Below are 12,733 nucleotides of genomic sequence, written 5' to 3' on the forward strand. Positions count from 1 at the left end.
CGGAGACTGCTAGTATATATTGATTAAAAAATGAATAGTATTTTTTCATATAAAAATTATAACTTGTTTATTCTTAAAACAAAGGCCAAGTTGCGAACATGCTAAGTCAACTATTGAGTAAGTCTTCATCGATGATGGTAGGGATAGATATCGGTTCACATGCTATAAAAGCAGTGTTACTGAATGAAACGGACAGTGGCTATAGGCTCGAAGCGTTAGCAATTGAGCCAATGCCAAAAGGTACAATGGCTGAGCGCAATATTCAAGATATTGAGGCGATTGGTAATATCATTACTAAATTAAAGCGTAAGTTACCAAAGTCAATTCGTTCGGCAGCAGTTGCAGTATCGGGACAAACCGTCATTACGAAAGTAATTTTTATGGATGTTACGCTTAGCGATGCAGAGCTTGAGTCGCAAATAGAAATCGAAGCTGACAGCCTTATTCCCTATCCTTTAGATGAAGTTAGCCTAGACTTTGAAAAGCTCAGTACCAACGAAGCCGATCCTTCCAAAATGAATGTGTTGCTTTCAGCTGCGCGTACCGAAAGTGTTGAAGCTCGTGTTGGTGCATTAGAATCAGCTGGCTTAATAGCAAAAGTAGTTGATGTAGAAAGCTATGCCCTGAGTCGCGCAATGGATGTGTATTATCAGCAATTACCAAGCGATGCATTTAATAAGTGTGTAGCAGTGGTCGATATTGGCGCGGTACTTATGTTGGTAAGTGTGGTACTTGGCGGTGAAACGATTTACACCCGAGACCAAGTATTTGGTGGCGATCAATACACTAACAGCATAGTAGCTTATTATAATAAAAGTTTTGATGAAGCTGAAATAGGTAAAACTACAGGCGATCTTCCGCCTAACTACACGTTTGAAGTATTGGCACCATTTCAAACCTCATTATTACAGCAAGTACGCCGCGCAGTGCAGATGTTTTTAACTACCAGTGGCAAAGATCAAATCGATTACATTGTGCTCACTGGTGGCACAGCGATGATTGATGGCCTCGATCGACTGCTAATCGAAGAACTAGGCATCCATACCATAGTGGCAGAGCCTTTTGAAAATATGGATATTTCCCATCATGTCGATCGCAATGTGTTACAGCGTCATCGTACTCAATTTGCAATAGCGACGGGTTTGGCATTAAGGAGTTTTTCATCATGCCACATATAAATCTACTGCCTTGGCGCGAACAGCAGCGCAAACAATCACAGAATAAGTTTGCCACTGTTTTGTTTTTTGTGGTGCTTGGCAGTTTTATCAGTATGTATTTACTCAGTAGTTATTACGGTAGTTTACGAGATGGTCAAAATATTAAAAATAATTACCTTTCAGCTGAAATTGGCCAATTAGATAAACGTATTAGTGAAATACGTGAATTAGACAAAAAGAAAGAAAACTTGCAGCAACGTATGCGCTTAATCGAAGAACTGCAAAGTAGTCGAAACTTGGGTACGCAAATTATGGATGAAGTTGCCAAAATTGTACCAACGGGGGTGTATCTAACTAAGTTAGAGCGTCGTGGTAGTGCAATTCATGTGGTTGGTCGTAGCGAATCAAATAATTACTTGTCAAATATGTTACGCCAAGTACAAAATTCCTATCTGCTCGAAAAGCCGATAATGCAAGGTATTATTGCTGGTGAAAAATCGTCTCGTTTATTGAGTGATTTTAATATGGAATTTTATGTAAAACCCTTTGATAAGATTGGAGAGGTTAAATAATGAACCTTGATATCAAAGCGTTAACAGAGATTGAATGGAACGAAATTGAGCTTGAAAACATTGGCGACTGGCCAATAGTTGTCAAGATTATTTGCTGCACTTTTGTAGCTGCCCTCGTATTGTTTTTCAGTTACAGCTTATTGGTTTCAGATGAAATAGACAGCTACCATAATGCGGTTAGTAAAGAAGTTGAGTTACGCAGTAACTACCGAGTGAAATACTCACTAGCGAGTAATCTAGAAATTTACCGTCAACAAATGGTTGAAATGGAAGAAAAGTTTTCTTTATTGCTAAAGCGCTTACCGACTTCAAACGAAACGCCAGGCTTACTTGATGATTTATCTTATGTGGGCACGACCAGTGGCTTAACCTTTCTTAAAATTGGCTGGTTACCAGAAGTGGAAAAAGAGTTTTATACTGAGTTGCCGATTAAAATTGAAGTAATAGGTAGCTACCATGAGTTTGGTGATTTTGTTGGCAAAGTAGCGCAACTTCCTCGTATCGTAAGTTTGCATGACTTTTCAATTACTAGTTCAGATTCAGGCAAGCTGACATTTAGCGTGGTCGCCAAAACTTACCGCTACGAAGGCGGCGTGAAAAAAGCAGGGGCTAAAAAATGAAAAAATTAGCCTTGGTTTTACTCGGCGGTATTTTGGTGAGCGCATGTAACGATGATACCTCTGAGCAAAAAGAGTTTATTGATCAGGTAAAAGCCAGCACTACACCTAAAGTTGAGGCCATTCCAAAACTGATCCAATTTGAGCACTTTGAATACAATGCACAGCAACTACGTAGTCCTTTTGTTGCGCCGCAGCCAGAAATTATTCAAAATAACATGATCCAAGTTAAAAACTGTTTACATCCTGATCCTGATCGTACGCGTGAAGTTTTAGAGAAATATCCGTTGGATAATCTGGCAATGAAAGGCACACTGGGTTCTGGTGGCCAAACATGGGCATTAATTAAAGCTGCAGATGATACTTTGCACCGAGTGACTGTGGGTAATCATATTGGTTTATATCATGGTGTTGTACAAGATGTTAAAAGTGATTATATAGAATTGTTAGAATTAATACCCGACGGGTCTGGTTGTTGGAAAGAACGTCTTACGAAGCTTGAAATGTTAGAGGCGGGCTCCAATGGCACTAGTTAAAAATAAAAAAGGTAAAATTAAAATGCATAAGGGAGTATCTTGGAGTAATCGCATTCATCAGGCTTTGTTTGTTGTTATTGCCCTTTTTATCACGCAATCAGCAATGGCAACTCCGTTATTGTATGACATTCGTTATAGCCCATTAATAGCTGGAGAAACACAGTTACAGCTGGTATTTGATGAGGAGCTGAGTGAAGAACCAAAAGTTCAGGTATTTAATAACCCAGCCCGTATTGAAATGCGCTTTAATGCCACTGATGTTGAACAAGGTATAAGTGAAGTACAAATCAACCAAGGCGGTATTGAAAAAGTTAATAGTGTAGCTGCTGATGGTAACTTGATTGTCACTGTTCATTTAGAGCGTTTAAAAATTTACCAAACAACGGTTAATAATAATCTTGTTTCATTACACGTTTCCGATAATCCTATCACGTCACAAGAAGATGCTAATACCGCCAAAGAAGTGACTGGCAATTACATTAACTCAATCCAGTCTATTGATTTTCGTCGTGGTGAAAAAGGTGAAGCACGAGTATTAGTATTCTTGCAAGACACTCAAGCTGCGATTGATGTGCATGAAAGTGGCGGTAAAATTATTGCTGAATTTCATCATACCGATATTTTAGATGACTTATTATATGAGCTAGATGTGCTAGATTTTGGCACTGTGGTCAGCTCAATTGAGACATTTAAAGAAAATAATATGAGCAGGGTGGTAATAACTCCTAATGCAGCGTTTAAATTTACTTATCAGCAAATTGAAAATATCCTTACTCTTACAGTTGAAAAAGATGACTCGCAACGTTCATATTTAGAAGGTGGTAAAGAGTATCAAGGTCGGCCAATGACGCTAAACTTTCAAGACATCTCAGTGCGTGCCGTATTACAAATTATTGCCGGCTATAATGATTTCAACCTAGTAACCAGTGACTCAGTCAGTGGCAACATAACTCTGCGTTTAGATGGTGTGCCTTGGGATCAAGCTCTTGACGTGGTATTACGCGTTAAAGGTTTAGATAAGCGTATGGATGGCTCTATATTAATGGTTGCACCATCTGAAGAGCTTGCCGCCCGCGAAGCGAAAGATCTAAAAGCCAAACAACAAGTTGAAGATTTAGAGCCGCTTTATAGTGAATATATTCGTTTGAATTATGCTAAAGCGGAAGAGTTTGCTGATTTACTGAAAACCGACACTAACAGCATTATTAGTGCTCGCGGCAGTGTATCCGTTGATAAACGTACCAATACCTTGTTAATTAAAGACACCGTTAAAAGCATTGCAAGTGTTCGCCGTATGGTCGAAACTTTGGATATAGCGGTTAGACAAGTTATTATTGAGGCACGTATGGTTACTGTACGTGATAACGTAAAAGAAGACTTAGGAGTACGTTGGGGGTTTAGTGATCAACAAGGCACTGATGGTATTTCAGGTACCTTAGAAGGTGCTAATACGATTTCTAACGGCACCATTCCAAGTATTTCTGATCGCCTTAATGTAAACTTGCCTATCACAGGTGCCGCTGGCAGTATTGGTATGCACGTTGCTAAATTAGCAAATGGCACGTTACTTGATTTAGAGCTAACCGCGCTTGAAGAAGAAAACCGTGGTGAAATTATCGCAAGTCCGCGTATTACTACTGCCAACCAGAAAAAAGCACGTATTGAACAAGGTACCGAAATACCGTATGTTGAATCTGCTTCAAGTGGTGCTACAACTGTTAGCTTTAAAAAGGCAGTATTGAGTCTTGAGGTAACACCACACATCACCCCAGATAATAAAGTTATCTTGGATTTAATCATTACCCAAGATACCCGAGGTGATACGGTACAAACTGGAACTGGTCCTGCAGTTGCAATTGATACCCAAGAAATTCAAACCCAAGTACTGGTTGAGAATGGTCAAACCGTGGTACTTGGTGGTATATTCCAGCAGCAAATCATTAACTCAGTTAAAAAAGTACCATTATTAGGTGATATTCCTTACCTAGGAGTGCTGTTTAGAAGCACTAGTGAGTTCAATGAAAAGAAAGAATTGCTGATTTTCGTTACTCCGAAAATCCAAATAGAGTAATTTACACTGATTTATTCTTACACAATGGGCAATTATTGACTTTAATTGCTCGTTAATTGGCTTTTTGTTCTAATTGACTTGAAATACCCAATCAATTACTGAGATAATCCCCTCCTTAATTTTGGGGCCAGGTCGTTAGGCGGGGTTTTATTTCAAATTTTAGAGTTCGTTTGTACTAAAAGATATGGCTGAAAAACGTAATATATTTCTAGTTGGCCCTATGGGGGCTGGCAAAAGCACAATTGGTCGTCACATTGCAGATCAATTGCACCTTGAATTTGTCGATTCTGATCAAGAAATCGAACGCCGTACCGGTGCAGATATTGCCTGGGTGTTCGATCTTGAAGGTGAAGAAGGCTTTCGACTTCGTGAAGAATCTGTCATTGGCGATCTAACAGAAATGCAAGGTATTGTACTTGCAACTGGTGGTGGTTCTGTGATGAGTAAAGAAGTACGAAACAAGCTTTCGGCTCGTGGTATTGTTGTATACCTAGAGACACCTATCGAAAAGCAAGTTGCACGCACGCAGCGCGACAAGCGTCGCCCATTACTGCAAACAGAAGAAGCACCTCGTGATGTATTAGAGCGCTTAGCTGAAGAACGCGAACCGTTGTATAAAGAAGTAGCTGATTTTGTTGTACGCACTGATGAGCAAAGCGCTAAAGTTGTCGCTAATCAAATCATCGAGAAATTAGATTTTTAAATACCAATAAGAAAGGATACTAGCGATGCTTGAATTAACAGTTAATTTAGACGAGCGAAGTTATCCTATTTATATTGGTCAATCTGCTCTTCAACAGACTGACAGGCTGCATCATCATATTGGTGATTGTCGACCTATCATTATCACTAATGACACCATTGCACCTTTGTACTTAAGCGATGCAATGGCGTTATTAGCTGATTTAAATCCGCTAAGTTTTATTATTCCTGATGGTGAGCAATATAAATCACTGGAATGGTTTGAGAAAATTTCGGCTTTTTTGCTTGAAAATAATTGCGGCAGAGATACTTGCTTAATCGCCCTTGGTGGTGGTGTGGTCGGTGATCTGACTGGTTTTGTTGCGGCCTGCTATCAACGCGGAGCACCGTTTATTCAAGTACCCACTACCTTATTATCGCAAGTTGATTCATCAGTTGGCGGTAAAACGGCGGTTAACCATCCTTTGGGTAAAAACATGATTGGGGCTTTTTATCAGCCGCAAGCCGTGTTTATTGATACTCAATCATTGCATACACTTCCTGCTCGTGAATTTGCAGCCGGTATGGCTGAAGTTATTAAATATGGCTTAATTTACGATACAGAATTATTTACTTTTCTAGAAAACAACACCGCGCAATTACAGGCTTTGGATGAAGAAACCATTCAGCATGTGATTTTTCGTTGTTGTGAAATTAAAGCACTGATTGTCGCTCAGGATGAAAAAGAAGCAGGACTACGAGCGTTACTTAATTTAGGCCATACCTTTGCACATGCTATCGAAGCGCAAATGGGATACGGCCAATGGCTACATGGTGAAGCTGTTGCTACTGGCATGGTATTAGCAGCACAGCTAGCTCATACTCGTGGTGATTTAAGTGCACAAGAAGTTGCAAGGATCGTTACCTTAATAGCGCAATATAATTTGCCTAGTGAGATCCCTGATGTGATGACTGCTGAACATTTCCTTCATCATATGCGTAAAGATAAAAAGAATAAAAAAGGCACGATCCGTTTTATTCTTCCTACTCAGTTTGGTCAATGCGCGTTGGTTGATGATGTCTCAGATCAACAGGTCCGAGATTTAATAGGGCGCTAATGCAATCGCAAATCTTACCTAGCCGTGCGGCTTTGGTTGATCGGATTGCCCTACAGTTTGAATATGGGCAAAATTTAATTGTCTTACTGGGTCCTTCTGGACTTGGTAAAAGTTATCTTCTCGAAACCTTCATTACTGATAAATACAGTGATTTTAATAAGTCATTTGTGCAGCTAAGTGCGCGTATGAGTGATATGCAATTGATGAGTGAGTTACTGGAACAAAGCTTCCGCTCGCCGTTAATTGATCAAAACCTAAGCCTGTCAGAAAATTTCTACCAACTAGCTAAACAGCAAAACTGTGGTCCATGTTTATGGGTGTTAGATGGTGGACGGCATTTATCTGAAGAAATGGTCGAAGAGTTAACAGCGCTTACCAAGCATAGTCCTACTACTTTATATGTCTTACTGGCATCGCAATCAGTGGGGCAATTTAAAAGCGCTGTTGAAATTCATCTTGAAGCACTTTCAATAGCAGAAAGTAAACAGTTGATGAAGTGCTATTTTAATGATTTACCTTATGATGAAGACCCGGTATTTCAAACCTTTTTGCGCGAAGCACACGGTAATCCGAGTTTATTGTTAGCGTGGCAACCAACACAGCATACAGCTAAGGTTGTAGTCACTGATAAAGTATCTTGGCGAGTACATTTAATAACGCTGCTAGTGATTATTATGTTACTCATCATTGGCTTTTTATATAAATCTGATATGACCCGTTGGTGGTATGATTTTTATCAGCCACAACCTGAAACTCCAGTGGCGACGGCAATCGCAGTCGATACTTTAAAGCAAGCTGTAACAGAACCAGCGGTGACAATAGATTCCTCACAAGTAGAAGCTGCAGATGCTCAATCAGCTGATCAACAAGCTCAACCAGAGCAAGACAAGCCGCTTATTGATAATCCTACTCAGGAAAATAATGTTGCGGCAATACTCGATAGTTTAGCGCCAGTTGCAGAGCCTGTTGATATCACGACTAGCTTGGCTGAAGAACCCACTGTGGTAGAGCCTGTTCCTCAAGCGCAGCAAATTATGCCAGCAGATAATGCTTGGTATCTACAACAGCCGGATAGTAAGGTCGTGATCCAGTTACTAGCGGTAACTCAGCAAACAATCGCCGAGCAGTTTGTTGCTAAACAGTCGCTGCAAGTACTTGGTAAAGTCTATCAAACACGCCGCAACGATAAAATTTGGTGGGTGGTAACCTATGGCAGCTTTGATAACTTAAATGCTGCTCGCGAAGTGCTAGCAAGCCTACCTGAAGATGTGCGTAAAAATCAGCCGTTTTATAAAAAAATCAGTAAAATAAAACAAGAAATCGCGTTACTAGATCAGTAAATTTACACTGTTTAGTGTAAAATCGCGGCACACCAGTTTGAAGTAAAGAGCCGATGCAGAAAAAGACCAGAGCCTTCCTTAAATGGGCTGGCGGAAAATACAGCTTAGTTGAAGATATTAGCGCGCGCTTAAATGAAGCGAGCAAACACGCTGATACCTTAGTTGAACCGTTTGTTGGTGCTGGCTCGGTATTTTTAAACACAAATTTTAAAGATTATATTCTTAATGATATTAATGCTGATCTCATTAACTTGTATAACGAATTAAAAAACTCTCCAGATGAATTCATCAGCGATGCTAAAAAGCTGTTTGTTGATTTAAACAACCAGCCTGACGCATATTATGATTATCGCGTACAGTTTAATCAAAGTAATGACATTTACGAGCGAGCGATCTTATTTTTATATATGAATCGCCACGGCTACAACGGTTTATGCCGCTATAACCTGAAAGGAATTTTTAATGTTCCGTTCGGTAAGTATAAACGTCCGTATTTTCCTGAAAAAGAAATGTACTTTTTTGCCGAAAAAGCGCAACAAGCCACGTTTACTTGTTTAGGTTATGACGATGTATTTAAATTAGTACCCGATAACGCAGTGATCTATTGCGATCCACCTTATGTTCCTTTGAGTAAAACGGCGTCGTTTACCTCTTATGCTAAGGGTGGCTTTAATTTAGATGATCAGGCGAATCTAGCTAATTTAGCTGAGCAAGCGGCATTTGAAAACAAAACACCGGTATTGATCTCGAATCATGACACTGTATGGACACGTAAAATATATAGCCAAGCAACGTTAGCTGAAATTCAAGTTAAGCGGACGATTAGTCCAAAAGGTGGTTCGCGCAATAAAGTCAATGAGTTGATGGCTATGTACTTAGCACCCAAGTCACCACGCCATAGATAGCGGTTACAAAAAATATAAATAAAATAATAGCGATGATAATAATACTGGTAGGCGAGTGTTGTTTAAAGTCAGCGTGACGCTTGTGCTCAGATTGCACACCAAAAAATGCCGCAACAACACTTTGTATAGCGCTGATCAGTTGCCGCACTTTACTAGAACCTAGGACTAAGTGAACGTGCTTTTTGTGGTTCGTCTGAGCTGGTTAATAATTCAAGTAAATCTAAATAATGAAATTGTGCACTGCGACTATCACCAGTGATCCATGACATCCAACTTGATTCTTGTTCGACCTTCATACATTGCACTGCATTATTAATTTTTAAATGGCCTGAGCTACATTCGCAATCGTTAGCTGCGATAAGTGTATTATCACTTTTTGAAAAATAGCTTAGTGTACCGATAGTTATAGCAGCCGCAGTTAAGATCCCGATTTTAAAAGCACGCATTTTACTAAGTCCATAATAGTGTTACTCACTAGAGCATACATAAAAAATGCTCAAATAACAAACTTAATTTATCCTTAACAAATATAAAAAATTAATAAAATTAAAAGGTTAAGGTAAAAATAATGTTTATATTTAGCTGTTTAAAATATAACCGTTGCAAAACTTCAAATAGAGTTAAAGCTTTAATTAGCTGGGATTCTTGGGGAATAGCTTGATTTAGGTTACATTATGGCAATTATCGGCCCTGCTATTTTGCGCATTTTTAATATCACTAAGGATTGTTTATGTTAGAAACACTACAAAAGTACCTTATCGCCCCGTCTATTTTATCTGCTGATTTTGCCCGTTTGGGCGAAGATGTTGAGCGTGTTTTAGCTTCTGGTGCAGATGTAGTTCATTTTGATGTGATGGATAATCACTATGTGCCAAACTTAACAATTGGGCCTATGGTGTGCAAAGCGCTGCGTGATTATGGTATTACGGCGCCTATTGATGTGCATTTAATGGTTAAACCGGTCGATAGTTTAATACCGCAATTTGCTGATGCTGGTGCTTCAATCATTACTTTTCATCCTGAAGCGAGTGAACATATTGATCGCACTTTGCAGCTGATCAAAGATCATGGTTGCCAAGCTGGTTTAGTCTTTAACCCTGCGACGAGTTTAAGCTATTTAGAACATGTAATTGATAAGCTTGATGTGATTTTATTAATGTCGGTTAATCCAGGTTTTGGCGGTCAAAGTTTTATTCCTAATACTTTGGAAAAACTACGCCAAGCACGGAAAATAATTGATGATTCAGGTCGTGCTATTCGTTTAGAAGTAGATGGTGGTATTAAAGTCGATAATATTGCGGCGGCGGCTCAAGCCGGAGCTGACATGTTTGTTGCCGGCTCTGCTATTTTTAATCAGCCAGATTACCAACAAGTAATTGAACAAATGCGTGCCCAGTTAGAGGGTGTAAAATAATGAAGTATGAAGCCGCTTTATTTGATCTTGATGGTACTTTAGTTGATAGTGTTTATGATTTATATATAGCGATGAATCTGACTTTATCTGATTTAGCTTTTCCAATTGTAAGTCAGGGGTTGGTACAAAGCTGGGTTGGTAACGGCATTGAAATGCTGGTTAAGCGAGGCCTCAGTGGCGACATGAAAGTCAGTGAACACCTAGAACCAGCATTAGCAGATAAAGCAATTGCGCTTTTTTATGGTCATTATGAGCAACAAGTAGGTGAATACAGTGTGCTTTATCAACACGTAGAAACAGGCCTTGCGGCGTTACGTGGTATACCAAAAGCGTTGATCACTAACAAAGCCCGCTGCTTTACTGAAAAGCTACTTGATAAGCTCGCTTTAAGCAGTCATTTTGAGGTGATAGTGTGTGGTGATGACATGGCCAAAAAGCCTTCACCAGAGCCTCTTTTATTTGCTTGTCAGCAATTAAATGTACCAGTGAGTCAAGCAATTATGATTGGTGACTCAAAAAGTGATATCTTAGCGGCGCAAGCGGCACATATAGACGTACTTGCCGTTAATTATGGTTATAACCAAGGTGAAAATCTTGCTGATTTGAATCCACAGTACCTCTGTGAGAATTTCTTAGATATAATACCTGTTCTTACCCAGCGTTAAGCGATTTTTTAATTTTAGCATTTTTTATTTTTGTAATATAAAGGAACATCATGAGTAAACCAGTAGTGTTAAGTGGCATGCAGCCAACCGGTGGAATGACAATAGGCAACTATGTTGGCGCTATTAACCAGTGGGTAAAGCTACAGGAAGAGTATGATAGCCACTTTATGTTAGCTGATTTGCACGCGATTACGTTACGCCAAGATCCAGAGCTTTTAAAAACCCGTGTATTAGATGGTATAGCTTTGTATGTTGCATGTGGTATTGATCCAGATAAAGCTGCTTTATTTGTGCAGTCGCAAGTGCCTGAACATGCACAGCTAGGTTGGGTATTAAACTGTTATGCGCAAATGGGCGAGCTTAACCGCATGACCCAGTTTAAAGATAAGTCAGCAAAGAACACCAGCAACGTAAACGTTGGTTTGTTTGCTTATCCGGTATTACAAGCAGCTGATATTTTACTTTATCAAGCGGCGCAAGTACCAGTAGGTGATGATCAAAAGCAGCACCTTGAACTAACACGCGATATCGCAACGCGCTTTAATAACTTATATGGTGAAGTTTTCACGATCCCAGAACCTTACATTCCAGAGTTTGGTGCGCGCGTAATGAGCCTGCAAGATCCACTGAAAAAAATGTCTAAATCAGATGAAAACCCAAATGGTTTTATCATGATGTTAGACGAACCAAAAAAGATCGAGAAAAAGCTTAAAAAAGCAGTAACCGATTCAGACGAGCAAGCGCGTATTTATTTTGATCGCACTGAAAAACCAGGCGTATCAAACTTACTAACACTTATGTCTGTTGCAACCAAGCGCTCAATTGAAGAGTTAGTGCCTGAATACGAAGACAAAATGTATGGTCATCTGAAAAAAGACACCGCTGACGCAGTAGTAAGCATGATCGAGCCAATCCAAGCGCGCTTTAAGGAGATCCGTGAAGATCAAGCATTGCTCAACAACATCATGAAAACCGGTGCTGAAAAAGCCAGCGCACGTGCAGAGATAACCTTAAAGTCTGTTTACAACGCGTTAGGATTTATTCCACGTCCGTAACGCTTGCTAATAACTAATCATATAAAGCCAGATGGTTCCAACTACAACGGAATATCTGGCTTTTTTGTTGCTGTTATATACAAATTTAGGCTCGAAGCAGCAGCTTTAATCTTATTTAAATTCAAGTGTTAAGTGCAATCGTTATGAGATTAAGTTCATGGAATACTTCAAAATTACGTTAAAGTTCGAAAATGGACGTATATCTTCTTCTGATTTAAAGACGCTCAAGTCTTATTTAGGACAAGGTCTACATGAAATAAAGCAGCGCATTGCGCTGCAAGATGATCTCTTGGTGTGTATTTTACGCAGTAGCGAGTTTTTTAAAGGTGTTGCTGAGGCAAGAGAATTGTTGGCAGGTTTGGAGTCGGATTACCGACTATTTAGTAACGGCGAAATAGTGGATTTGTCCTTTCTCGATGAATTGATAACTCGTATTGCAGGGATTGAACTTAAAAGCATCAGATAACAAGCTATTTAGCTCGCGGGATATAAACATGCTTATTATATAAAGCTCAGCTTCCACCTATTAACTCAAAGTAATTGCCAAATTAAAAAACAGGTTTGACTTTAATTAACTGACTTTAGTATTTTCCGTAGCCCGT

The 12,733-nt window shown here is 39.5% G+C and carries 15 protein-coding genes; 13 read left to right on the forward strand and 2 right to left on the reverse strand.

The annotated features are described in order from the left end of the window. Positions 1–98 precede the first annotated feature (98 nt). The 9 genes from H5183_RS10950 (at position 99) to H5183_RS10990 (ending at position 8,997) form a co-directional block, all read left to right on the forward strand. Positions 99–1,178, forward strand: coding sequence for a pilus assembly protein PilM (locus H5183_RS10950; RefSeq protein ID WP_145238520.1), 1,080 nt, complete (start codon positions 99–101; stop codon positions 1,176–1,178). Then, positions 1,166–1,729: a PilN domain-containing protein gene (locus tag H5183_RS10955; RefSeq protein WP_145238523.1), complete on the forward strand. Its 564-nt coding sequence runs from the start codon at positions 1,166–1,168 to the stop codon at positions 1,727–1,729. Before H5183_RS10950 ends, H5183_RS10955 begins: the two co-directional genes overlap by 13 nt. Next, positions 1,729–2,349 carry a type 4a pilus biogenesis protein PilO gene (locus H5183_RS10960; protein WP_182731696.1) on the forward strand — a complete coding sequence of 207 codons (621 nt, stop codon included), beginning with the start codon at positions 1,729–1,731 and terminating at the stop codon, positions 2,347–2,349. The genes H5183_RS10955 and H5183_RS10960 overlap by 1 nt, the downstream gene beginning before the upstream one ends. Continuing rightward, positions 2,346–2,882, forward strand: a complete 537-nt coding sequence (locus tag H5183_RS10965; RefSeq protein WP_182731697.1) for a pilus assembly protein PilP — start codon at positions 2,346–2,348, stop codon at positions 2,880–2,882. Before H5183_RS10960 ends, H5183_RS10965 begins: the two co-directional genes overlap by 4 nt. Beyond that, positions 2,869–4,953, forward strand: a complete 2,085-nt coding sequence (locus tag H5183_RS10970) for a type IV pilus secretin PilQ (protein ID WP_182731698.1) — start codon at positions 2,869–2,871, stop codon at positions 4,951–4,953. The genes H5183_RS10965 and H5183_RS10970 overlap by 14 nt, the downstream gene beginning before the upstream one ends. Positions 4,954–5,137: 184 nt before the next feature. Further along, on the forward strand, positions 5,138–5,656 hold the full coding sequence (aroK, locus tag H5183_RS10975; protein ID WP_008466255.1) for a shikimate kinase AroK: 519 nt from the start codon (positions 5,138–5,140) through the stop codon (positions 5,654–5,656). A gap of 25 nt (positions 5,657–5,681) precedes the next feature. Then, positions 5,682–6,752: a 3-dehydroquinate synthase gene (gene aroB, locus H5183_RS10980; protein WP_145238536.1), complete on the forward strand. Its 1,071-nt coding sequence runs from the start codon at positions 5,682–5,684 to the stop codon at positions 6,750–6,752. Beyond that, complete coding sequence (locus tag H5183_RS10985) at positions 6,752–8,092, forward strand: AAA family ATPase (RefSeq protein WP_145238539.1); 1,341 nt, start codon at positions 6,752–6,754, stop codon at positions 8,090–8,092. The genes aroB and H5183_RS10985 overlap by 1 nt, the downstream gene beginning before the upstream one ends. Positions 8,093–8,145: 53 nt before the next feature. Beyond that, a complete protein-coding gene (locus tag H5183_RS10990) occupies positions 8,146–8,997 on the forward strand; it encodes a Dam family site-specific DNA-(adenine-N6)-methyltransferase (RefSeq protein ID WP_145238542.1) in 852 nt (283 codons plus the stop codon). On the opposite strand, the gene H5183_RS10995 is transcribed toward H5183_RS10990, so the two are convergent. Both H5183_RS10995 and H5183_RS11000 read right to left on the reverse strand, forming a co-directional pair. After that, positions 8,960–9,145, reverse strand: a complete 186-nt coding sequence (locus tag H5183_RS10995) for a DUF2970 domain-containing protein (RefSeq protein ID WP_145238545.1) — start codon at positions 9,143–9,145, stop codon at positions 8,960–8,962. The genes H5183_RS10990 and H5183_RS10995 overlap by 38 nt on opposite strands. Before the next feature lie 4 nt (positions 9,146–9,149). After that, complete coding sequence (locus H5183_RS11000; RefSeq protein ID WP_145238548.1) at positions 9,150–9,443, reverse strand: hypothetical protein; 294 nt, start codon at positions 9,441–9,443, stop codon at positions 9,150–9,152. Positions 9,444–9,727: 284 nt separating this feature from the next. Here H5183_RS11000 and rpe point away from each other — a divergent pair, with 284 nt between their 5' ends. The 4 genes from rpe to H5183_RS11020 all read left to right on the forward strand — a co-directional run bounded on the left by rpe (position 9,728) and on the right by H5183_RS11020 (position 12,597). Beyond that, entirely contained in the window at positions 9,728–10,411 is a 684-nt protein-coding gene (gene rpe / locus H5183_RS11005) for a ribulose-phosphate 3-epimerase (RefSeq protein ID WP_145238551.1), read from the forward strand. Further along, on the forward strand, positions 10,411–11,076 hold the full coding sequence (locus H5183_RS11010; protein ID WP_145238554.1) for an HAD-IA family hydrolase: 666 nt from the start codon (positions 10,411–10,413) through the stop codon (positions 11,074–11,076). Before rpe ends, H5183_RS11010 begins: the two co-directional genes overlap by 1 nt. Positions 11,077–11,126: 50 nt before the next feature. Continuing rightward, positions 11,127–12,131, forward strand: a complete 1,005-nt coding sequence (gene trpS, locus H5183_RS11015) for a tryptophan--tRNA ligase (protein WP_145238557.1) — start codon at positions 11,127–11,129, stop codon at positions 12,129–12,131. 157 nt (positions 12,132–12,288) lie between these two features. Further along, a complete protein-coding gene (locus H5183_RS11020; RefSeq protein ID WP_145238560.1) occupies positions 12,289–12,597 on the forward strand; it encodes a hypothetical protein in 309 nt (102 codons plus the stop codon). The last annotated feature ends 136 nt before the right edge of the window (positions 12,598–12,733 follow it).

Origin of the sequence: Pseudoalteromonas sp. SR44-8 (assembly GCF_014163635.1) — a bacterium.
GTDB classification, from domain to species: domain Bacteria; phylum Pseudomonadota; class Gammaproteobacteria; order Enterobacterales; family Alteromonadaceae; genus Pseudoalteromonas; species Pseudoalteromonas rhizosphaerae.

Excerpts from the sequence above, each read along its gene's own strand:
- H5183_RS10965 (WP_182731697.1), top strand. The coding sequence starts at position 2,346 with ATGAAAAAATTAGCCTTGGTTTTACTCGGCGGTATTTTGGTGAGCGCA.
- H5183_RS11020 (WP_145238560.1), top strand. The coding sequence starts at position 12,289 with ATGGAATACTTCAAAATTACGTTAAAGTTCGAAAATGGACGTATATCT.
- H5183_RS10985 (WP_145238539.1), top strand. The coding sequence starts at position 6,752 with ATGCAATCGCAAATCTTACCTAGCCGTGCGGCTTTGGTTGATCGGATT.
- H5183_RS10950 (WP_145238520.1), top strand. The coding sequence starts at position 99 with ATGCTAAGTCAACTATTGAGTAAGTCTTCATCGATGATGGTAGGGATA.
- aroB (WP_145238536.1), top strand. The coding sequence starts at position 5,682 with ATGCTTGAATTAACAGTTAATTTAGACGAGCGAAGTTATCCTATTTAT.
- H5183_RS11010 (WP_145238554.1), top strand. The coding sequence starts at position 10,411 with ATGAAGTATGAAGCCGCTTTATTTGATCTTGATGGTACTTTAGTTGAT.
- H5183_RS11000 (WP_145238548.1), bottom strand. The coding sequence starts at position 9,443 with ATGCGTGCTTTTAAAATCGGGATCTTAACTGCGGCTGCTATAACTATC.
- aroK (WP_008466255.1), top strand. The coding sequence starts at position 5,138 with ATGGCTGAAAAACGTAATATATTTCTAGTTGGCCCTATGGGGGCTGGC.
- H5183_RS10990 (WP_145238542.1), top strand. The coding sequence starts at position 8,146 with ATGCAGAAAAAGACCAGAGCCTTCCTTAAATGGGCTGGCGGAAAATAC.
- H5183_RS10955 (WP_145238523.1), top strand. The coding sequence starts at position 1,166 with ATGCCACATATAAATCTACTGCCTTGGCGCGAACAGCAGCGCAAACAA.
- rpe (WP_145238551.1), top strand. The coding sequence starts at position 9,728 with ATGTTAGAAACACTACAAAAGTACCTTATCGCCCCGTCTATTTTATCT.
- trpS (WP_145238557.1), top strand. The coding sequence starts at position 11,127 with ATGAGTAAACCAGTAGTGTTAAGTGGCATGCAGCCAACCGGTGGAATG.
- H5183_RS10960 (WP_182731696.1), top strand. The coding sequence starts at position 1,729 with ATGAACCTTGATATCAAAGCGTTAACAGAGATTGAATGGAACGAAATT.
- H5183_RS10970 (WP_182731698.1), top strand. The coding sequence starts at position 2,869 with ATGGCACTAGTTAAAAATAAAAAAGGTAAAATTAAAATGCATAAGGGA.